This is a genomic window from Echinicola jeungdonensis (assembly GCF_030409905.1).
In the GTDB taxonomy this organism is placed as follows: Bacteria; Bacteroidota; Bacteroidia; order Cytophagales; family Cyclobacteriaceae; genus Echinicola; species Echinicola jeungdonensis.
In genome coordinates, this window is sequence record NZ_JAUFQT010000002.1 from 832,294 (window position 1) to 854,556 (window position 22,263).

22 protein-coding genes are annotated in these 22,263 nt (G+C 38.3%); 15 read left to right on the forward strand and 7 right to left on the reverse strand.

Features of this window, described 5'->3' with window-relative positions; genetic code table 11:
• Positions 1-8 precede the first annotated feature (8 nt).
• From glsB to QWY93_RS16865, 4 genes are all read right to left on the reverse strand, one after another.
• Positions 9-965: a glycine N(alpha)-acyltransferase GlsB gene (gene glsB, locus QWY93_RS16850; RefSeq protein ID WP_290249582.1), complete on the reverse strand. Its 957-nt coding sequence runs from the start codon at positions 963-965 to the stop codon at positions 9-11.
• 4 nt (positions 966-969) lie between these two features.
• Positions 970-1,824, reverse strand: a complete 855-nt coding sequence (gene glsA / locus QWY93_RS16855) for a lyso-glycine lipid O-acyltransferase GlsA (protein WP_290249583.1) — start codon at positions 1,822-1,824, stop codon at positions 970-972.
• Positions 1,825-1,983: 159 nt separating this feature from the next.
• On the reverse strand, positions 1,984-2,820 hold the full coding sequence (locus QWY93_RS16860; protein ID WP_290249584.1) for a DUF4249 family protein: 837 nt from the start codon (positions 2,818-2,820) through the stop codon (positions 1,984-1,986).
• Positions 2,821-2,825: 5 nt separating this feature from the next.
• Entirely contained in the window at positions 2,826-5,189 is a 2,364-nt protein-coding gene (locus QWY93_RS16865; protein WP_290249585.1) for a TonB-dependent receptor, read from the reverse strand.
• A 376-nt stretch (positions 5,190-5,565) separates the two neighbouring features.
• Here QWY93_RS16865 and QWY93_RS16870 point away from each other — a divergent pair, with 376 nt between their 5' ends.
• The 9 genes from QWY93_RS16870 to QWY93_RS16910 all read left to right on the forward strand — a co-directional run bounded on the left by QWY93_RS16870 (position 5,566) and on the right by QWY93_RS16910 (position 13,691).
• Entirely contained in the window at positions 5,566-6,531 is a 966-nt protein-coding gene (locus QWY93_RS16870) for a vWA domain-containing protein (RefSeq protein WP_290249586.1), read from the forward strand.
• A gap of 11 nt (positions 6,532-6,542) precedes the next feature.
• Complete coding sequence (locus tag QWY93_RS16875; RefSeq protein ID WP_290249587.1) at positions 6,543-7,202, forward strand: hypothetical protein; 660 nt, start codon at positions 6,543-6,545, stop codon at positions 7,200-7,202.
• Entirely contained in the window at positions 7,192-7,827 is a 636-nt protein-coding gene (locus QWY93_RS16880; protein ID WP_290249588.1) for a hypothetical protein, read from the forward strand. The genes QWY93_RS16875 and QWY93_RS16880 overlap by 11 nt, the downstream gene beginning before the upstream one ends.
• A gap of 36 nt (positions 7,828-7,863) precedes the next feature.
• Positions 7,864-9,045, forward strand: a complete 1,182-nt coding sequence (locus QWY93_RS16885) for an acetyl-CoA C-acyltransferase (protein ID WP_290249589.1) — start codon at positions 7,864-7,866, stop codon at positions 9,043-9,045.
• Positions 9,046-9,059: 14 nt separating this feature from the next.
• The gene (locus tag QWY93_RS16890) at positions 9,060-10,304 is read left to right on the forward strand and encodes a toxin-antitoxin system YwqK family antitoxin (RefSeq protein ID WP_290249590.1); all 1,245 of its coding nucleotides are present in this window, start codon (positions 9,060-9,062) and stop codon (positions 10,302-10,304) included.
• Between the two features lie 278 nt (positions 10,305-10,582).
• Complete coding sequence (locus tag QWY93_RS16895; protein ID WP_290249591.1) at positions 10,583-11,518, forward strand: phosphoribosylaminoimidazolesuccinocarboxamide synthase; 936 nt, start codon at positions 10,583-10,585, stop codon at positions 11,516-11,518.
• 69 nt (positions 11,519-11,587) lie between these two features.
• Positions 11,588-11,965, forward strand: a complete 378-nt coding sequence (locus QWY93_RS16900; protein ID WP_290249592.1) for an STAS domain-containing protein — start codon at positions 11,588-11,590, stop codon at positions 11,963-11,965.
• Between the two features lie 2 nt (positions 11,966-11,967).
• Entirely contained in the window at positions 11,968-12,888 is a 921-nt protein-coding gene (locus tag QWY93_RS16905; protein ID WP_290249593.1) for a ribonuclease Z, read from the forward strand.
• Positions 12,885-13,691, forward strand: a complete 807-nt coding sequence (locus tag QWY93_RS16910; protein WP_290249594.1) for a queuosine precursor transporter — start codon at positions 12,885-12,887, stop codon at positions 13,689-13,691. Before QWY93_RS16905 ends, QWY93_RS16910 begins: the two co-directional genes overlap by 4 nt.
• Here the strand turns inward: QWY93_RS16910 and QWY93_RS16915 are convergent.
• Together QWY93_RS16915 and QWY93_RS16920 are read right to left on the reverse strand one after the other, a co-directional pair.
• Positions 13,686-14,690, reverse strand: coding sequence for a bile acid:sodium symporter family protein (locus QWY93_RS16915; protein WP_290249595.1), 1,005 nt, complete (start codon positions 14,688-14,690; stop codon positions 13,686-13,688). The genes QWY93_RS16910 and QWY93_RS16915 overlap by 6 nt on opposite strands.
• A 21-nt stretch (positions 14,691-14,711) precedes the next feature.
• Positions 14,712-15,449, reverse strand: a complete 738-nt coding sequence (locus QWY93_RS16920; protein WP_290249596.1) for a TrmH family RNA methyltransferase — start codon at positions 15,447-15,449, stop codon at positions 14,712-14,714.
• 13 nt (positions 15,450-15,462) lie between these two features.
• Between QWY93_RS16920 and tamL the strand changes: the two genes are divergently transcribed.
• From tamL to QWY93_RS16935, 3 genes are read left to right on the forward strand one after another with little or no spacing between them, the layout of a single operon-like run.
• Entirely contained in the window at positions 15,463-17,880 is a 2,418-nt protein-coding gene (tamL, locus tag QWY93_RS16925) for a translocation and assembly module lipoprotein TamL (RefSeq protein WP_290249597.1), read from the forward strand.
• 30 nt (positions 17,881-17,910) lie between these two features.
• Complete coding sequence (gene hemF, locus QWY93_RS16930) at positions 17,911-18,816, forward strand: oxygen-dependent coproporphyrinogen oxidase (protein ID WP_290249598.1); 906 nt, start codon at positions 17,911-17,913, stop codon at positions 18,814-18,816.
• A gap of 2 nt (positions 18,817-18,818) precedes the next feature.
• The gene (locus QWY93_RS16935) at positions 18,819-19,406 is read left to right on the forward strand and encodes a phosphatase PAP2 family protein (RefSeq protein ID WP_290249599.1); all 588 of its coding nucleotides are present in this window, start codon (positions 18,819-18,821) and stop codon (positions 19,404-19,406) included.
• A gap of 155 nt (positions 19,407-19,561) precedes the next feature.
• Here the strand turns inward: QWY93_RS16935 and QWY93_RS16940 are convergent, their stop codons facing one another.
• Positions 19,562-20,155 carry a riboflavin synthase gene (locus QWY93_RS16940; protein WP_290249600.1) on the reverse strand — a complete coding sequence of 198 codons (594 nt, stop codon included), beginning with the start codon at positions 20,153-20,155 and terminating at the stop codon, positions 19,562-19,564.
• Positions 20,156-20,284: 129 nt separating this feature from the next.
• Here QWY93_RS16940 and QWY93_RS16945 point away from each other — a divergent pair, with 129 nt between their 5' ends.
• From QWY93_RS16945 to QWY93_RS16955, 3 genes are all read left to right on the forward strand, one after another.
• A complete protein-coding gene (locus tag QWY93_RS16945; RefSeq protein ID WP_290249601.1) occupies positions 20,285-20,950 on the forward strand; it encodes a protein-L-isoaspartate(D-aspartate) O-methyltransferase in 666 nt (221 codons plus the stop codon).
• Between the two features lie 73 nt (positions 20,951-21,023).
• Positions 21,024-21,557, forward strand: a complete 534-nt coding sequence (locus QWY93_RS16950; RefSeq protein ID WP_290249602.1) for an acyl-CoA thioesterase — start codon at positions 21,024-21,026, stop codon at positions 21,555-21,557.
• Between the two features lie 90 nt (positions 21,558-21,647).
• The gene (locus tag QWY93_RS16955; RefSeq protein ID WP_290249603.1) at positions 21,648-22,259 is read left to right on the forward strand and encodes a hypothetical protein; all 612 of its coding nucleotides are present in this window, start codon (positions 21,648-21,650) and stop codon (positions 22,257-22,259) included.
• Positions 22,260-22,263: the final 4 nt, after the last annotated feature.

Genomic DNA, 22,263 nt, shown 5'->3' on the forward strand with positions numbered 1-22,263 from the left:
TTTTTTAATTAATCCTTAACCTTTTTATCATAAAACTTATCCCGCTCATAAGTTTCAATATGCCTTTGCTTTTTGGTTTCATAAATATCGGCAATGGTAATCATGATTCCGGTCTCCTCCACTGCTCCAAATTCATAATTCATGGCAGTACCAAAAGTCTTCATTGTTGGAGAAAGGTTCATATAAGTATTGATCAAAGGGGGGATATTTTCACCTAAAGTCCGGATTTTAGTATTCAGGATTTTATACCCTTCTTTATATTCCTTTCCTTCAAATAGATCTTCAAGCTCGGAAATGTCCCCTTTATATCCCAAACTCTTAATAGGCTCAACCAATTTTTCCCTATCGGGGAAATAATGGTTCATAAAGTACAACAAAAGGTCCCTTGCTTCTGCATTATAATGAGGGTACATGGTAACCTTTCCAAACAGGTATTTCACTTCAGGATGAATAACTACAATCGCTCCCAAGCCATCCCATAAGTTGTCTAGAGAAAAAATCCCCTTCCTATTTTCCTTTCTAGGTTGGTATTTAGGCTGAACAAAGGACCGGCCTAATTCAATGGTATAGGGCAAATAATCTTTTTTGAATTTTTCGGAAAATTTAAATAAATGAGCGGTGGAAAGATTTACCTCCCCATGATCGTTGATCACAGCTTTGCTGCAATCAATCAATCGGTATCCTGCAATAATTTCCTCATCCTCAGGATTCCAAGCAATTAATTGCTGGTAACAATTTTCACAGGTGTCATTATCATCAATATCATAAGGCAACCCGGTTCCTCCTCCAGAGCCACGAAAAGTAATTTCCCTCAATCTACCAATCTCTTTCATCACATTAGGTGCATTGTGATAATTGATCAAGTAAACTTGATTTTCTCCATTATTGGTGAACCTTAAAAAACGCTCCTGGCTTAATTCCTTTTTTATAATGGCCCTATCTACCGGTGGTATAATCTCTTGCATAAACTTATAATTCTGAGGCTATGGAATAAACCTTATTTTTTACTTCCTCTGCCCAGTCCTTTTCACTCTTTGAACTATCAAAATAATTGTAAGATATGGGTTTTCCTACATGTATGGTTACTTTTTTATTCTTTTGGGCAAACATCTCATCGGCAAGATAAAACATTTCAACATTGGCCTCTATCCCGATTTTTTTTCTGATCATTGCCAAATTGTAGAAGAAATTGGAGTTTTTTCCTTCGATATAAACTGGGACTACATCCTTTTTGTATTTTTTGGCTTTATTGATAAAACTCTTTTTCCAATCCAAATCCTTAATGTCTCCCTCCTGCTTTCTGGATACCAATCCTGAGGGAAAAATCAATACCGCATAGTCACCAGCATAGGTTTCTTCTATGGTTTTAGCAGCAGCTCTTCCATGGGCCCCGTGTTTATTGACTGGAACAAATAACGGTTCAAAATTCTTGATTAGGGTAAGGATATCATTGACCAAAAAACGTAAATCCTTCCTGTATTTTCCCAAAGCATGCATAAAGGCAATGCCGTCCAAGCCTCCCAAAGGATGGTTGGAGGCAAAAATCACACTCCGGTCCATGGGGATATTTTCCTCCCCTTTCAACTCCACCTCAACTCCAAATTCCTGGATCAAGGCATCTACAAACTCCAAACCATGCAGATGCCCCCATTTCTTCATGATATTATTTAAATCATCTTCATGGGCAATTTTCCGAATATAATTCAGGACGAATTTGGGTATCCATTTCAACAATTTGGGATTTTTATCCTGGATGACCTTCCGGATTTCTATAAATTTATTTTCTGGCTCCTTCAATTCAGGTTTGTTTTGGGTGCCCCACATTGCTTTTCTTAAATTATTAATCAGGATTAATGAACTGGTAAACAGCAATGTGGATCATCCATATTAATTAAAATTCCTTCAAAAACGACCCCTAAAAGCTATTTTCGAAGGCTAAAAATAATAAAAATAATAATGGGGCACCTAAACGAGGAAGCAAATTCAATCAGTTTCGGCTTCGATTTCTACTTTTTCGGTAATTAAAGGGGAAACCAAAAAATAACCTAAAGCCTCTTTTTTCCCTACTAAAAGTTCAATATTACTTGTTGGGTTTTGAGGTGGCGGGCTGAATAGTCCTCCATCATTAATTACCATTGTCAACAGTTCACTCATGTAGGTATAGACATCCCTATTGAGCCGAAATAACCCCAAATAAGCTGTCTCTCCTTCTTGGAATGGAATATTCTCAATTTCAAAACCATTATCTAAAAGGGATGTTCCAAAGGTATCATCAAATAATAAAAAATTGGGTTTGGTCACCTGACTAAATGGATTAGAGAAAGCAAATACACGGTAAAAGTTGTTGCTTTCAAATGGAATTTTACCATAAATTTTCAAATAATACCCTGCCGGCCTTAGGGCTCTTTCTTCTTTGTAGGTATAAGTTACACTATCCAGTACCGGGGGGGCAAGCATTATCCCGCTTGACTTGTATTTATGTCCTTCCATTTGAACATTTAAGGTATATTTATGGCCTATCTCCCCTTTTTTAATATCTATTGGCAGGTAAGATCCATTTTTTTCATTAAACTGAAAGGGGATTTTTTGGCCGTTTTCATCATCCATAATAAACACCTCTGCATCTTTATACAGCTCATACGAAGAAGAATCATAGTAATCTGAGGAATAGGAGATTTTCACATTGTTATAAGCTTCCCTATTGGTCCAATTGGCTTCGATGACTGGCATAGGATCAGCTTTTTCCAATTCCAAATGAACTTCCTCTTGGCAAGATAAAAGAGACCAAATACTGGTTAGGATTAAAAACAACTTTTTCATAGGAATCAAAATTCAAATTTATAACTAATGGAAGGCAGAATGGTAAACAGGTATGTCTTAATAACCTTCGGTTTATTTGACCCACCGGAAGGATCTACATTCGAAAATTGGTAAGAAAAGGGGTTTTTTCGCCCATACAAATTATAAACACCAAAATTCCAACTCCCTTTCCAATTTTGCCCCTTATCTTTATTCTTAAGGGTCAGGGACAAATCCAATCTGTGGTAATCCGGGAATCTGTCCTGATTTCGCTCTTCTCCGTAATAGGGAATAAACCGGTTTTCTAGCTTATATGACCCTTCTGGATAGGTTACAGCCTGACCACTGGTGTAAACAAAATTCATGGAAGCAGATACCCGCTCACTAAATTTATGCTGCAAAACCAAAGACAAATCGTGGGGACGGTCATACCTAGGGGGATAAGCTTCATCATTATTTATTCCAGGGATGGACCTAAATGTTCTGGAATAGGTATAGGAAAGCCAACCTGTAGTATTTCCTTTATTCTTTTTCAGAAATAATTCCGCCCCATATGCCCATCCATTTCCAGCCAAAATCTGGGTTTCTATTTGGTCGGTAAATAAAGCCCCTGCCCCTGGTCGGACATCAATAATATTTTTAAAGACTTTTTTGTAACCTTCCAAAGAAAGTTCCCATTGATCATCATTGAAGTTTTTAAAAATCCCCAAGGAATATTGATCACTTCTGATGGGCTGAATATATTTCCCAGCCAAAACCCATCGATCAATGGGCAGCCCGGCTGAATTGCTGGATGCTACTTGCAAATACTGAAAATGGCGATTAAATGCTGTTTTTAATGACAATTCTTCACTCAGCAAAAACCTTAATGCTACCCGGGGTTCCTTTCCCTGATAAAAATCCATAACCTGGAATTCTTTATAATAGAGGGTATCAACCACCTCATTTTCCGGATGGGGTTGGTCATTTTCATAGACATATTGTTTTCCCGGACCAAATGGCACAAAAAAACTTAACCTTAGCCCTGCCTCCAACATTAATCGCTTACTTACATCCAGCTCCCCGCTTATAAATACATCTTGTTGAGCAGCACGCCCCCCTTTGGTCTTCACTGCTTCAATATTGCTGGATTCTCCCGGGGTAACGTTTATTGGGGCAAAATTGTACAACCTTGAATGCATTCCCATCCGGAATTCAGCTTTAGAACTCGGATTTACCATTAATTCCCATTTAAAACCTCCTTCGCCCAATTGATTCTTCCAAATAAAATCGTTGGATTCATCCTGAATATTTAGGAGGTAATCATATTGAGAATAATAAGCATTGACATCCATCAATACTTTTTCATTCCAACTTCTTTTCCAGGAAATGGACTGTACCCAATTGTCCCAGCCAAATCCAAAAGTACCTTTTATCCCCAGCTGATCACTTCCATGGAAACCTGATATAGTAATTTTATCTTTTTCAGATGGCCTGAACATTAATTTTCCACTTAGATCATAAAAATAAAGCTGGTTACTGTTGACCTCCTCATTTTTCGAAAATTTTAAAATCATATCCGCATAGGTCCTTCTTGCGGAGAAGGCAAAAGTTGAATTTTCTGAAAAAAGTGGGCCATCGAGGCTCAACCTTGAACTAATGGTACCAATCCCTCCCTGGCCTTTGATTTTATCTGAATTTCCTTCTTTCAGGTCTACATCAATCACAGAGGATAATCTCCCTCCATAATAAGCAGGTATATTTCCCTTATATAAGTTTACATCGGAAACCCCATTGGGATTAAATACCGAGAAAAATCCAAAGAAATGAGAGGGGTTATATACAGGAGCCCCATCCAACTGCACAAGGTTTTGGTCAGGGGAACCTCCCCTCACATATAATCCTGAACTTGCCTCCCCTACGGATTGAATTCCAGGTAATAGCTGTAAACTTCTAAATATATCCGCCTCCCCAAAAATCACAGGAATGGTTTGAATAGTCCCAATGGGTATGGAATTTTTCCCCAATTCCACACTCTGTACATGTTGTTTAGGATGCTGTTCATTGACAGTAATTTCCCCTAAATTATGTGATTCCATCTTCATCTGGACCTTAAGTAGGGAATGGATATCCCATAGGTCTATTTTAACAACCTTGGATTTATATCCCATAAATGAAACCACCAAATTTTGGGGGAGGCTATCCGCTTTAATAGTAAAGGATCCTTTGTTATCACTCACAAGTCCATTTTCTGAATTTTCTTGCCAATAAACACTTGCACCCGGCAAGAGGTCTCCGGTTGACTCATCCTGGATTATCCCCTTCACTTTAATGGGTTCCTGGGCAAGGCTGTGAAAACTTGGCCCGAAAAAGCCTAAATAAAAAACAATCAAAAACAGAGGTCCTTTCATAAAATTAATTCCAATTCATATAACAATTGGCTTAAAACTGGAACTTACACGACAAGATGCAGGCCAAAAATAATTTCCGATGAAAAAATAAGGGCGAATTATACGTCAGTCTCTTTTTGTTTAGGTAAAACAGGGTTGGGTACTAATACGCTCAACTCCCTAAACTTTTCCTAACAATCTATTATTCAATTATATCTTTGCTGATAATCCAAATAGGATCATTCAGGTCCCCTTTAAATCAATTTATTTCGGAATTGGGGTATCTTTCCTCTTTCATCCTTTCGGAGTTTCTTTAAAGAAATAAACCAAAAATTTCATGTTCCAATAATTTGAGTCTTGGACTTTCGTTTTGATTTAAAATTCCTAATTTCAAGCCATGATTTGGGCATATCCTAATGTTACATTAATTACAGTTTTAGCGGTTATTTTCGGCCTGCTATACTTGGCGTATTTATATAGATTTTGGAAAATCAACCGGAAACTCAAAGTCAAAAAGCATCGATTGCTAACGAAACTGACTTTGAGGGTAGTCTATTTTGGATTATTCCTTGTGGCTTTGGCTGGCCCCTCTATAGGTACAGGAACTAAAGAGATCAAACAGGAAGGAAAGGATATTTTTATTGCCATTGATTTATCCAGGTCAATGAATGCCACCGATATAGGGCCATCCCGGCTTCAACGGATAAAATATGAACTAAAAGACCTGGTCAAAAACTTCAGTACAGACCGAATTGGATTTATTATTTTTAGTTCGGAAGCTTTTGTCCAATGTCCATTGACATTTGACCAGAATGTTATCCAATTACATTTGGACGGGCTCAATACCGGTCTTGTGCCTAATTATGGAACTGACCTGGCAGCTCCCTTAACCATGGCTTTAAAAAAATTCCGGAATGATGAAAACCAAGATCCCAAATCCAAATCCATTATTCTAATAAGTGATGGAGAGGATTTTGCTGGAGAACTTAACCCCATTCTGGATGACCTGAACGATGAAGGAATCAGGGTTTTCAGTCTAGGTGTTGGAACGGAAGCAGGGAGTACTATTCCCAGGGGAAATGGGGTGGTTATAGATGAATCCAACAATCAACCAGCCATCAGTAAATTATCCACCAAAACCCTTAAAAAAATAGCCACAGAAACCAATGGCCAATATTTTGAATTAAGTGACCAGGCTCAGGAAATCCCCCAGTTGATTACCACCATTGAAAGAATAGAAGGTACAGTAAAAGGTTCCAAAACTGTGGAAGCATCTGCAAACAAATACTTCTATTTTCTATTAGTTGCCTTAGGATTTGCTGTAATTGATATGATATTACCATTACGAACCATTAGTATGTAAATAATTTACAAATGGGTTTTATTAATAAAAATATTTTAATTCTTCTATTATTGATCCCCTCATCCTGGAAAGAAATTTCTGAAAAAAATGAGGCAATAGAAAAAGCGGCTGCTCATTATGCGGAAGAAGATTATGAAGCAGCTGTCAGAGACCATTTGGCCTTGATCAATGATTATGGAATACATACCGAGAAAGCCAATTTTGACCTAGCTTTAAGTTATCAACTTAATGGTCAGGAAGAGGACGCCCAGCAAAAATACAGCGAACTTGCGGGAGCCTCTCAAAACACCATTGCTTCGGCTGCCATAAATCAAAAAGGAGTATTATTGGGCAATCAGAAAAAACACAAAGAAGCCCTGGAAGCATTCAAACTGGCCCTCATAAAAAACCCTTCCAATGAGGAGGCCCGTTATAATTATGAGTTACTGGCCCGTTGGTTGGAGAAAAATGAGGATCAGCAAAAGGATGAAAACGAGGATTCAAAAGACAAAAAGGAACCTTCCAACTATGCCAAAAGAATGAAAGCCAAGGCAGATGAGTTGGTGGATCAGTTTAAATTTAATGAAGCCTTGGATGTAATGAACAGTGCACTGGAAATTGATGAAACTGTTTCTCAATATCAGGAGTTTATAAAGAACCTAAGCGACATTAATGAAATCAATGAAAATTAAACTACTGGTTTATTTCGCTTTATTGCTGGGTGGTCTGAGCCTCCCCCAAGTAGCATCTGCCCAATCCGCTTTGGCATATTTTAACCAGGCAGCCAGGCAATATGTAAACAGTGATTATGAAAATCTTCCGACTACCTTAAGTGAGGGACTACGAAAATATCCCGACGATCGAAAACTGAATGCATTAAAGGAAAAGTTGGAAGAGGAAAAAGAGAAACAAAAGGAAAACCAACAACAGCAAAATAAACAACAAAAGCAAAATAACCAGGATCAACAGCAAGACCAGAACCAACAACAACAGCAACAAAAAGACCAAAAAAAGGATGGCCAAGGTGAAGAGCAAACCCAGGAAGATGGAGCCAAGGAATCAACCAAGACAGATGAGAAGCGAGGAGAAAAGTCCAATCGTGAGGAACCGGTAAAGGAACCTTCAAGTCAGGAAAGCGATCTATCAGAAAGGGAAAAGGCCATGGAGGAATTGAGGCAAAAGCTTCAGAAGATGAATATTTCCCCAGAACAAGCCACCCAGATTTTGGATGCAATGAATAATTCAGAATTAAAATACATCCAACAACAAAGACGAAAAGCCAGCAAAAGGCCGGATAGTAACCTTCCGGATTATTAATAAATCACATTCTAACCCACAAAGCCATACCCCCAAATGAAGGAAGTATATATCATATCAGCCGTACGGACCCCCATAGGTAGCTTTGGAGGTAAGCTATCTGGAATGTCTGCAGTACAATTGGGATCTGTAGCCATAAAGGGAGCTTTAGAAAAGGCAAAAGTAAGCCCTGATCAAGTACAGGAGGTTTTTATGGGCAATGTACTTTCTGCAAATTTGGGACAAGCCCCAACCCGCCAAGCATCCATAGGAGCTGGAATTGGTTATGAGGTACCTTGTACCACTATCAACAAAGTATGTGCCTCTGGAATGAAGGCCATCATGTTGGCTGCCCAGTCCATTATGACCGGGCAAAATGATATCATGGTAGCAGGTGGCATGGAAAGCATGTCCAATGTTCCCTTTTATGTTCCAAAAGCTAGATTTGGCTATAAATATGGCCATGGGGAGTTGATAGATGGCTTAGCAAAGGATGGCTTGCATGAGATTTATTACAATTTCCCAATGGGGAATTGCGCTGAAAACACCTCCAAAAACCTGAAAATAAGCCGTGAGGATCAGGATAAATATGCCATCCAATCCTACAAAAGAGCTGAGTCAGCCTGGAAATCTGGTAATTTTAAAGAGGAAGTGGTCCCTGTCGAAATCAAAGGAAGAAAGGGGGAAACAATTACCATTGATGAGGATGAGGAATATAAAAATGTTGTTTTTGAAAAAATTCCCCAACTTAAACCTGTATTTGATAAAGAGGGAACTGTTACTGCAGCCAATGCTTCTACAATAAATGACGGGGCCTCCGCATTAGTTTTGGTAAGCAAAGAAAAAGCTGAAGAATTGGGGTTGAAACCTTTGGCGAAAATAAGGGGATTCGCAGATGCGGCGCAGGATCCCATTTGGTTTACCACTGCCCCAGCTATTGCCATTCCCAAAGCATTAAAAAATGCTGGCCTGTCTACAGCTGATGTGGATTTCTATGAAATCAACGAAGCCTTCTCCGCAGTTGCTATTGCCAATCAAAAAGAATTGAAAATTTCCCCAGACCGCCTTAATGTTTACGGGGGAGCTGTTGCATTGGGCCATCCTCTGGGAGCATCAGGAGCCAGGATCATTACTACCCTTAACTCTGTTCTGAGCCAAAAAAATGGGCAAATCGGAGTAGCTGGAATTTGCAATGGTGGTGGAGGAGCATCAGCCTTGGTTATAGAAAAAATTGATTAATTACTAAAATTTCAATGATCCGACTTTTTCTTATTTTGATTTTTAGCTGGTTTATTATGCCTAAGGCATGGAGCCAGCAAAAAGTAACCACTTATTATGGTCCTGAAAAAAAACGAGTAAAGGAAATTTACTACCAAAAAAACGGAGTCCCCGAAGGCTCCTATAAAATGTTTTTTGAAGATGGATCATTATCCCAAAAAGGGAAATTCATAGATGGGAAAAAAGAGGGATTATTTGTGGATTATTTTCCCACTACTTCTTCGGATACTTTAAAAACCACCATTTATAAAAATGATCTCAAAAATGGCCTGGCTCTAACCTATGACAAAGAAGGCAATCTGATTCAAAAAGCAATTTTTGAACAAGGATTGTTGGAGGGGAAAGTCACCACCTATTTTCCAGATGGAAGCTTAAGAGCTATTACTTACTTTTCCAATAATTTACCTCAGGGCGAAAGCATTCAATATTATGAAAATGGAAACATCCAATCCGTAACCCATTATAAACAAGGGGCAATGGAAGGAGAAGTCCTGACCTTTTACCCTGATAGTACTCTGAAATCCAAAGAAAATTACAAGGAAGGACTTCTCCATGGGCCATCCATCAATTATTTTCCTACAGGGCAGTTAAGGGAAAAGTATCTTTATAAGGATGGACTTCCCCATAAAGACTTCCAAATTTTTTACGAAAATGGGAAATTGGCCAGAAAGGGGAATTATAAAAAGGGAAAACCTCATGGCACCTTTTTGGAATTTCATAAAAATGGCCAAGTGGCTGACAGCATTGCTTATAGAAAAGGAATTCCAGAAGGAAAACATATCAAATATTACCCTTCAGGTCAAATATCCGAAATCAATCATTTTAATGATAGAGGAAATTTTCAATCCCAAAAATATTATTATGAAAACGGTCAATTAAAAAAGCAAGTCTCTTTTAAGCAAGGCCAACCACATGGTGTTTCGCAATCCTTTTATCCAAATGGAGAAATAAAGGAAAACATTCATTTTTATGAAGGAAAATTGGATGGTAAATACGAAATGTTCAATGAACAGGGGCAAGTCATCCTTGAAAAGACCTTTAAAAATGGAAAACAAATAGGGCAGGAAAAATCCTACTTTCCCAATGGCCAGCTAAAAAAAATGGTGAATTACCAAAAAGGTTGGAAAAATGGGGAATACAAGGTTTTTAATAAAGCAGGAGAGTTGGTAGAAAATGGCACCTATAAAAATAACCGGAAAGTTCCTTCTCTGGAGCCTTAAAAGTTTATTATTATTAAAAAAGATAAGTCCTTGCCCCTAATGAGGCTATTGAGGGTTGTTTTTGGATTTAAGTTCCCTAAAACAGTTAAGTTATACCTATTGGCAAATTTCAAAAAATTATAATTCAAAAAATAAAACAAGAATTTTATGGCCTTTTGAAAGGTAAAAATCTGGCTATATCCTATTTTTGTTGCATCAATAAAAGGGCCTTTAAAATCAGTTTTAAAGGGTCAAATGAATTTTGAAATCCGCTTAGATCAAAAAAGAAATTATTTCATATGAATACCGCCATTAAAGAAACTCAATTTCAATTTCCTGAACAGACTGATTTTTATAAGGGAAAAGTAAGGGATGTTTACATGTTTCAGGACCAAATAGCCGTAGTGGCTACCGACAGGATATCAGCTTTTGACGTGGTTTTGCCCTTGCCGATTCCTTACAAAGGCCAGGTATTAAACCAAATCGCTGCAAAGTTTTTGGAAGCAACATCAGAAATAGTCCCCAATTGGGTAACTTCTATACCTGATCCCAATGTAACCATTGGCAAAAAATGTGAACCATTTAAAGTGGAAATGGTCATCAGGGGGTATTTAGCTGGCCATGCCTGGAGGGAATATAAGGCAGGAAAACGAAGCATATGTGGGGTTTCCCTACCTGAAGGTTTAAAAGAAAATGATAAACTCCCCACCCCTATTATCACTCCTACAACCAAAGCAGACCAAGGTCATGATGAGGACATTTCAAGGGAAGAAATTCTTAATCAAGGCATTGTAAGTCCGGAAGACTATGCCATTTTGGAAAAGTATACTAGGGCTCTTTTTCTTAAGGGCACTGATATGGCAGCAGAAAAGGGCCTGATCCTGGTGGATACCAAATATGAGTTTGGGAAATATAAAGATGAAATTTTATTGATCGATGAAGTCCATACCCCTGATTCTTCCCGTTACTTTTATGCAGAAGGATACCAAAAAAACCAGGAAGCAGGACTTCCCCAAAAACAACTTTCTAAGGAATTCGTTAGACAATGGTTAATTTCCAATGGATTTCAGGGGAAAGATGGTCAAAAGGTGCCTAACATGCCCAATAAAATTGTAAATGATATTTCGGAACGCTATATTGAACTTTATGAGAAAATCACAGGCGAGCCATTTAAAAAGGCTGATAATTCCGAAATGATGGAAAGAATTAAGAAATCAATTGCTTCAAATATTTAATTGTAAAACCTTCCGGTTTACAAGGAAGATTTCCTTTCCCAATTGAGAAAGGATATAAATTAAAATACCATGAAATATACAGTAGATAAAAAAGAGCAATACGTCATATTTACCCTTCAAGAGGAAAAATTGGATTCCTCCCTTTCCCCTGATTTGAAATCAGAACTATTAACGGTTCATGCGGAAGGATACAAAAACCTTATGATGGACATAAGTCATGTGAAATATGCTGATTCCAGTGGCTTGAGTGCCCTTTTGGTAGGGCATCGGGCTTATTCAGAAAACGGAGGGATTTTCGTAATTACCTCCCCCCAGGAACATGTCCTTAAATTGATCAAAATTTCCATGTTGGATAAAGTCCTGCATGTGGTAAGATCTCATGAAGAGGCTGCTGATGCCATCTTTATGAATGAAATTGAAGGCAACAAGGAGGAAGAGGAAAATTAAAATTGGATTTTTCGGTTACCATTTTAGGCGCCAATTCAGCAGTACCTGCCCATGGTAGGAATCAGACCTGTCAAGTGGTTACATTAGGTAATCAACTTTATCTTGTAGATTGCGGGGAATCCACCCAGATCCAACTAAGGAAATACAAGGTAAAGTTCTCCAAGATTAATAACATCTTTATTTCCCATTTACATGGAGATCATTACCTGGGATTAATGGGGGTGATCTCCACATTTCATTTAAATAGAAGGAAGGATCCATTAACGATTTTTGGTCCCAAGGGATTAGATGAAATCATCATTGCCCACCTCAAGCATGGCAATACAAAACTAAATTATCCCTTAAAATTTATTCCTACCGATCCGGATAAAAAATCACTGTTGGTGGATGATAATACCCATCAAGTTTATAGTTTTCCATTGAAACACCGACTTCCATGTACAGGCTTTTATTTTATTGAAAAACCCAAACCCAGAAACCTTGTCAAAGAAAAATTAAAGGATCAAAAGCTTAGCTTGGAGGCTATAGAAACCTTAAAATCTGGAAAAGACTTTTTGGATGAGGAGGGAAATGTTTTGTACCCTGTGGAGGAATTTACCTACCCCCCTGCACCATTGAGAAAATACGCTTTTTGTTCAGATACAATTTATGATCCGGAATTGGTTCCTTTTATCAAAGGGGTGGATTTACTATATCATGAGGCTACTTTTATGAATGATGAGGCGGTACGGGCGAGGGAAACTTTTCACAGTACGGCTGCTCAGGCAGGCGCTATTGCCAGGGCTGGAAAAGTAAAAAAACTATTATTGGGTCACTATTCCACAAGATATTCAGATTTAAGCCCTTTGCTTTTGGAAGCACAAGACATTTTTCCAAATAGCTTTTTGAGTGTGGAAGGAGAATCATATTGTGTAAGCGAATGAATCAACTTAATACGGATAAAACATATCAGTCCAAAAAAACCAATCTTTTCATTATTTTAAGCGGTATCTTTTTGACCAATGCCATTTTAGCTGAATTGATTGGAGTTAAAATTTTTTCAGGAGAGCGTGCCTTAGGTCTTGCTCCAGCCCATTGGACTTTCTTTGGAGAATATGTTCTGGACTTTAATTTAACTGCTGGGGCAGTCATTTGGCCTGTTGTTTTTATTACCACCGATATTATTAACGAATATTTTGGAAAAAAAGGGGTTAGGAAAATCAGCATATTGACTGCTATGTTTATTGCCTATATTTTCCTGGTAATTAGCATTGTAACAACTTTACCCCCAGCCCCATTTTGGTTGGATGTAAATAATACAGATCCTCAAGGGAATACTTTTAATATTGAATTTGCTTTTGATACTATCTTCAAACAAGGTTTGGGAATTATTATAGGTTCATTGGTTGCCTTTTTGCTGGGACAATTGATTGATGTTTTTGTTTTTCAAAAATTGAGGAAACTTACCGGTTCTAAGATGATATGGCTGCGGGCAACTGGATCCACCTTGGTATCCCAGTTTATTGATTCCTTTGTGGTATTAGGAATAGCCTTTTATGTCTTTGGGAATTGGTCTATTCCCCAATTAATTGCCGTGGGAATCATCAACTATATCTATAAATTTACAGTGGCAATTATCCTTACCCCACTTTTGTATTTAGGACATGACCTGATTGATAAATATTTGGGAAAAGATATTGCTGAAAAAATGACCTTGGAAGCTGCCAGTGACACATCTTTCTTATGAAACTCTTCTTCTCAATTTCATTTGTTGGGCCAATTGCTGTGCAATGACACTTCCAGCCACCAATTGGAGGCTGTGATAAATCATCAATGGCAGTAAAATCACCCCAAATGTTACCGGATCTGGAAATAGCACCCTGCCCATAGCGGCTCCCTGTACCAGGGACTTTTTAGAGCCGCAAAAAAGAACTGTAATTTGGTCTTCTTTACTAAAACCCAAGCTCCTCCCTACCCCATACATCAAGGTTGCCATCCATAAAAACAAACCCAACATCAACCCACCCAAACCTATCAGGAAGAGCCAACTGTGCCCAGCAAACATTTCCCTTTCAAAGGATGCCGAAAAAGCAGAAAATACTATACAGAGAATAATGGTTTGGTCAAAATACTTTAGGGTTTGGTTATACTTTTGGACCCATCCTCCCAAAATACGGTGTAAAATAAATCCGATAATAACAGGAAATAAAACCTGTAGGCTGAGTTTCCAAAAAGCCATTAATAAATCAAACTCCATCCCCACACCATCGAGAAACAATTCCATCCAAACCGGAGTCAAAAACACCCCAACAATACTTGAAATGCTGGCATTAAAAATTGCTGCGGGAATATTTCCACCTGCAATGGAAACCATTACCACTGAAGCTGAAACTGTGCTGGGCAAAGCGGATAAATAAAATGCTCCCAGCCAAAGGTTGGATTGGCCTGTACCAAAAATTGATTTGACCACCAGTACCATTACAGGAAACAGTAAAAAAGTAGTGCATTGGATCACCACGTGTAATTTCCAGTTTTGAAGGCCCCGACCCAATTTTACAGGATCAAGTTTTACCCCATAAAAGAAAAAAATCAAGGATATCCCATAATATGTAATTTCGTCCAATGGAACCCAACTTTTTTCACTTCCCCATTCAGGAAATAAATAAGCCAAAAAAATAGTCCCAATTAATGCCACAAAAAAACCATTGAAACCAGCCTTTTTTAGTATCTGTTTAAATTTTGACATACTCTTTATTTTTCGGCTTCATTATAACCTCCTAAAGTTATCACATATAATGGCCGTAGCAATGGCCACATTTAATGATTCAGCATTCCCCAATCTTGGGATAGTTAATTTTTGGTTGACCCATTTTTCCAGATTTGGGGATATTCCTTTGGATTCATTGCCCATCAAAATAATCCCGGGAGTTTCCAAATAAGCCTGATAGATATTTCCTCCCTCCAAAAAAGCCCCATAAACAGGAATATTGACTTGAGACAGATATTTCTCCAATGAGGTGTAGAAGAAATCAACGCGGGTAAATGAACCCATACTTGCTTGGAGAACTTTAGGGTTATAAAAATCCGCCGTTTGCTCTGATAAAATTAATTTTTTAATCCCATACCAATCTGCAATCCTAATGATGGTTCCCAAATTTCCAGGGTCCCTTACATCATCCAATGCAATGGCAAGGTCATTATCTAAGGAAAATGGGTGGTTAGGTTTCATTTTGGCCACTGCCAAAGCACTATCATTTGATTTGAATGCCCCCGTACTTTCCAGTACCTTTGCCTGCACTAAGGCTTTTTCTCCCTTAAAATCATCCACAAGGGCAGCTTGTTCCAGGGAATATTTGTCGGTAAAAAGTAGATGTGTAACTTCAAAATCCGATTTCAGCAGTTCAGTAACATTCTTGGATCCTTCCACAAAAAATGCACGTTCATTTTTACGGATTTTTTTCTGTTGTAAGGATTTAATAAACTTAAGCGTATTTTTGCTGATCATTAAAGTTTCAGTTGTGAATAAGTTCAAATATATAAACTTTCTACTAGCATTACTTTTGCTTTCTTCCTGTTCTTTGACCAAAGGGCTCAAAGAAGGAGAACATTTGGTATATGAGGTAGAGGTGACCGGGGTGGAGCAAAATAATGAAGATGATATCAAAGAACTTATCACACAGACCCCTAACACCCGGGTTCCGCTTTTCAATTTTTCGCCAGGTGTTTTTATTTACAACCTGGGAAAAATCGGATATGACAGCCTAAGATTAGCCCAAAAAAAAGATGAAATCCAAAACCAACTACAGGAGGTGCAGGCTAAGCTTGAAGAGGATCCTCAAAAAAATAAATGGTACAGAAAATTTAACCGGTTAAACTCAAGGATTGAGGGATTGAACAAAAAATTAGAATATGGCAATTGGTTTATGCGGACCGGCAATCCAAATGTAATCTATGACAGTGTCAAAACTTACCAGTCCCAAGAGCAAATCCAGTTTTATCTGGAAAACCATGGAAATTTTGATGCAAAGGTCACTACAGAAGTAAATAAAAAAAATAAAAAGGCTTTTATTACCTACAATGTTTCTGAAGGCACCCCTTACGTCATCGACAGTATTTTTACCCGGTCGGGAGATGAAAATATTTATAAGCTGTTGGGGCAACATCAAGAGAACCGCCTGATCCGTGAAGGCCATATTTATAACCAAAATAATCTTAGGAAAGAACGGCAAAGGGTTGAAGATATTCTTAAAAACAATGGTTACTACACTTTTTCAAAATCCTATATAGCATATAATGTCTATAAGGATACGCTTGAAAATAAGGTTACGGTGGAACAGGTTATCAGGAAACCTACCTATGCTGAAAACCATAAAGTGTACACTGTAGATTCTATTTTGTTTTCTATTGACAGTCCTAATGACCTTATTTTGGATGAGGAAGTAAAATTTCAACATGAGGGCATTACATTTCAGATGTATAGGGACCGGTACTCAGAAAAAATCCTGGATTCAAGGATTTTTCTGAAAAAGGGGGCCTTATATAATCGTTCGGAGGTGTTGGAGACCCAAAGGCAGCTGGCAAATTTGGACATTTTCCGCTTTGTCAATATTGCTTTTGATACCTTGGGAAACTCCATAACGGCAAAAATATTCACCAAGCCAAACGAAAAATATCAAATCACCAACCAACTTGGAGCAAGTATTACCGAACAACTCCCGGGACCTTTTTTCAGCCATTCCCTAAGGAACAGAAACCTTTTCCGGGGATTGGAAATATTCGAATTCAATTTCAGGGCCGGCCTTGAAGGTGTTGCTTCCGCTACCACAGAAGGAGGTGTTTATCGAAGCCGGGAATTAAGCACTTCAGCTTCCATCCTCTTCCCCCAGTTCCTTTTTCCATTCAATGATTGGGCATTAAAAGCTTTTGGAAGATATAACCCCAGGACCAGGACCTTATTGGGTTATAATTATGTCAACAGGCCAGAATATGCCAGAGAAAGTTTCAATACCATTTTTGCCTATAATTGGGCTACTAGCAATCAAAGGCATCAATTTACAGTAAGTTGGCTGGATGCCAACTTTATTCGTTCCAATCTGGATCCTGCTTTTGAAGACCGGCTTCTTGAGCTCCAATCTTTGGGAAACAACCTGATCAATTCATTTGAATCTTCTTATGTAAGTAGTATTTCTGGCCAAGTTATTATCAACTTTAATGAATACGGCATTTACCAACGGGATAGAGCTTCTTTATGGCGCTTGTTTTTGGAAGGTGGCGGCACTATGCTCAATTTCATCAATACTGAATTTTTGGAAGCCAGAAGCTTGAGCCATTTCCAGTTTCTTAAATTTCAATCAGACTTCAGGAGATATCTTCCCATTAACCGGAAAAGCACTTTTGCCTACCGTTTAAATTTTGGTTTGGCATATCCTTATGGGATTAGTGAAGGTGTCCTTCCCTATGAAAAGTACTACTTTGCGGGTGGAAGCACCAGTATTCGAGCTTGGCAGCCCAGGAGGTTAGGTCCAGGAAGTTATACCCCTGAAATAACCTCAGATGGTTCCTTTGACTACCGGTTTGAACAGCCGGGTAATATTTTATTTGAAGCCATGTTAGAATACCGTAGGAAACTTTTCGGTTATTTTGATGGCGCTTTTTTTATAGATGCAGGAAACATATGGACAATAAAAAAAGACCCCACCCGGGAAGGGGCTCAAATCCAACCAGAATCCTTTATTCAGGATATTGCAATTGGAACTGGAATAGGTTTAAGGATGGATTTTGATTTTTTGGTATTGAGGTTAGATATGGGCATCAAGGCCATTGATCCGGCTCGCCCTTTAGGAGAAAGGTTTATTCTTGACAATCTATCCTTCCAAAATCCCCTTGGGGAGAAAGGTCAAACCGTCTTTAACATCGGCATTGGATATCCTTTCTAAAACTTTAATTTTACAGGAAATTAAAAAAAGATGCATCAAGTGGATAAAAACCAAATTGCTGAGGAATTTAAATCCATCCAAGATTATATTTGCAAAGAATTGGAAGAAGAAGATGGATCTGGAAAGTTCCAGGAAGACCTTTGGACCCGGGAAGCAGGTGGTGGCGGGAGAACCAGGATAATCAAAGAAGGAAATATCATTGAAAAAGGTGGCGTAGCATTTTCTGCTGTCCATGGCCCCACCCCTGAAAAAATCCTCAAAAAGCTGAACCTGGAAAAAGCTGACTTTTTTGCCACCGGAGTTTCTATTGTGATCCATCCCCATAGTCCTATGGTTCCTATTATCCATATGAATATCCGGTATTTTGAAATGAGCAATGGGGTTTATTGGTTTGGCGGAGGAATAGATCTTACTCCCCATTATGTGGATGAAGAAGATGCTAATTATTTCCACCGTGAACTCAAAGCCACTTGTGATAGGTACAATCCAAACTATTACCCAAAATTCAAAAAATGGGCTGATGATTATTTTTACCTTCCCCACAGAAATGAGACCAGGGGTGTAGGAGGAATTTTCTTTGACCGTTTGACTGCCGATGAAGAAACCCCCTTTGATGATTTATATGATTTTGTGAAATCCATTGGATATTTGTTTCCCAAAATTTACAGGCATTTTATGAAGAAGAATGCCGAGTTACCTTTTGGGGAAAAAGAAAAACAATGGCAAGCTTTAAGAAGGGGCCGTTATGTTGAGTTCAACTTGGTCTGGGATGCAGGGACCAAATTTGGTTTGGACACCAATGGCCGAACCGAAAGCATTCTGATGAGCATGCCTCCTCAAGCCCAATGGGAATATATGAATATCCCTGAAGAAGGCAGCCAGGAAGCCAAAACCCTGGAATTACTCAAAAAGGATATTAACTGGATAAATAATTAACCGTGCTGGAAACCCTCAAAAGCTGGGATGAAGAGCTTTTTCTTTTTCTCAATGCCCAACATGTAGATTGGTTGGATCCCATCATGTATACTTTGACGGGAAAATATATTTGGATTCCCTTGTATGCTTTTTTGGTTTTCCTTACCATAAAAACCTTCAAAAAAAATAGTATATGGGTGTTGTTAGGTATTGGATTGACAATCCTTATCAGTGACCAAACAACCTCTGGCATTATGAAACCATTCTTTGAAAGGCTACGTCCCTGCCATGATCCAAGATGGGAAGGGATAGTGTATAATTACCAAAAATGCGGGGGCAGGTATGGATTTGCTTCTTCCCATGCCTCCAATTCATTTGCCGTGGCCGGGTATTTTGTCTTGTTCTTAATTAATAAATGCAAATCAATTACCTGGTTGTTCTTTTGGGCGGCCATTGTTTCCTATACCCGGATCTATTTGGGTGTGCATTACCCCTTGGATGTCCTTGTAGGGGCCTTTATTGGTCTTTTGGCCGCTATTATAGTTTGGTGGATCATTATTAAACTAAAACCAGAGCTGCACCTTAAACACCTCTTCCCCCCTATCCAATAAGTCAACCGTATGGATAAATTAATCTTGAATCCTTTTCGGGTTTTCCCTAATAGAAAAGAGCCAAAAACTGAATGCGGAAAATTGCTCCTTTTTTTTCTAATACCAATTATTAGGATATTCCAGCTGATAGGATGTTCAAAATTCACCCAGGAAGCTTAGAATTCATATCCCTTGGTCATCCGTTGAATATATTTACCAACTATATCAAATTCCAAATTGACCTCATCCCCTACTTTCAGCTGATGAAAATTGGTATGCTCATAGGTGTAAGGTATAATCGCCACAGAAAAGCCCCCTTTTTTGGAATTGAAGCAAGTGAGACTGGTGCCATTGATGGTAATCGACCCTTTTTCTACAGTTAAATTTCCTTTTTCCGGGTCATAAACAAAGTCAAAAATCCAACTTCCATCCTTTTCTGCTATGCCTTCCACTTTTCCCAATTGATCCACATGCCCTTGAACAATATGGCCATCAAATCTTCCATTAGCAGGCATACATCTTTCTAAATTAATTTTTTTACCAACTTCCCAGGATCCAAGGTTGGTCTTGCTGAGAGTCTCATCAATCGCTGTTACCGTAAAAATATCAGATTGGATATTAATAACCGTCAGACATACCCCATTATGAGCAACGGATTGATCTATTTTTAATTCTTGGGTAATAGGTGAATAAATATCAAAATGAACATTTGTCCCTTCCTTCCGGATGGCCCTTACTTCGCCCAGGGTTTCAATAATTCCCGTAAACATATTAGAGTTAAAATTTAAACATCAAGCAATAATGGAATTAAGCTATGAATTATTAAAATTAAGCCTAATAATCCATTAACTTAGCATAAAAGTAATAAGTTTCCATTAAAAACAGTTCAGGTTTTTTGCATGTTGAATTTAGAAGACACCTATTCCCACAAGGGGCAGAGAAAGGCATTGGTTGAGTTGATAAAGAAAAAAGGGATACAGGATGAGGCGGTTTTAAATGCCATCAATACTATTCCAAGGCATTTCTTTTTTGAAAGTGCTTTACATTCCCATGCATATGAAGACAAAGCCTTTCCCATAGGGGAAGGTCAAACCATTTCCCAGCCTTTTACCGTTGCTTTCCAAACTGAATTATTGCAAGTAGAACCAGGGGATAAAGTTTTGGAAATAGGCACTGGTTCGGGCTACCAAGCATCAATTTTATATTTATTGGGTGCAGAATTGCATACCATTGAATACCAAAAGAAACTTTATGAACAGACCAAAAAGTTTTTACCCAAAATAGGAATTAAGGTCAATTTTTATCATGGAGATGGCTCCCAAGGCCTCCCTTCACAAGCCCCTTTTGACAAAATAATTGTTACCGCTGCTGCCCCTGAAGTACCAAAAAGCTTATTGCAACAATTAAAAGTTGGTGGGATTTTGGTCATTCCTATTGGAGGTCGGTTATCCCAAAAAATGATGAAATTTACCAAAAGGTCCCCAAAAAAGATCATTCAGGAGGAATTCGAAAATTTTGCCTTCGTTCCCCTTTTAGGCAAAGAAGGATGGGAAGGCTCCAAATAAAATTTTCTGGATTCCCATCTTAATCATCAATAAACTCCCCATATTTTTTATTTTTGGATATAAGCAAATAGCTATGGCAAAACAAAAAACTGTAAAAGAATCTGAGGTAGTCATGACCGAAATGGTGCTTCCCAATGATACCAATACGTTGAATAATCTAATGGGAGGAAAATTGATGCATTGGATGGATATTGTAGCCGCCATAGCTGCCCAAAAACATTCCAACAGGATTGTAGTTACCGCTGCGGCAGACAGCATTTCCTTCAAACATCCTATAGCCCTTGGAAATGTGGTTACCCTAAAGGCCCAGGTGACCCGTTCTTTCAATAGTTCCATGGAAGTTTTCATAGAAGTATGGGCAGAGGATATTCCAGCCAACAAAAAAACTAAAACCCATAGGGCCTTTTTTACTTTTGTTGCTGTTGACCAAAATGGCCGTCCTATAGAGGTCCCTCAATTAAAACCGGAATCCGAACTGGAAAAGGAATTATTTGATGGTGCCTTGAGGAGGCGGCAATTAAGATTGGTCCTTGCCCAAAGGATGGACCCCAAAGATGCTGTAGAATTAAAATCCATTTTTAATTTTCAGGATGGCCCACCCAAATAAGGCTTAATTGCAAATCAATTAAAGTAAAACTCCGCCCTCCTAACAGGGGGTTGGGTTGCTTTCAGACAATTTTTTGACCAATTTAGCCCAATGGAAGAAATGGATTTAAATAGCTTAAAGTTATTTTTGGAAGAGGAACTTGTTCTTATTCCAAGTGAATTGAAAGAAATTCAATTGGCACAAAAACTCAAAAAACAATTTGAAGGCCAGGAAGAGGATGAAGAAGATAATATTATCTCGGAGATGGGTTCTTCTTCTCAAGTAGCTTCTAATGGTAATTTAATGGAACAAGAGGAACGCGCATACCTGGAAAAAAATCAAAAGCTACAATATGAAGGGGAAATCGAAAAGGGCCTTTTGATTATTTACCAGGGAAAGCAATTGGATAATAATATCAGGGAGTTTCTTTTTAAAATTTTAGGGGCCATTTCATTTTCTTTAAAAGATATTGCCTTGGTGTCCTCCGAATCCCTTTCCATAGCTCAAGACAATAGTATTGAACAATTGGATCCCCACAAAGTCATTGTATTTGGAAAAATAAATCATACCATTGCAGGGCTCAATACGGCATTTTATGAAATTATCACAGAAGGAGAAAGGGAATTTTTATTTGCAGATGACTTGGTTGCTATTTTTGAGGATGAAACCTTAAAAAGGAAACTATGGAAAATACTCCAAGTATTTTTTAATATCAATAAGTAAGTCC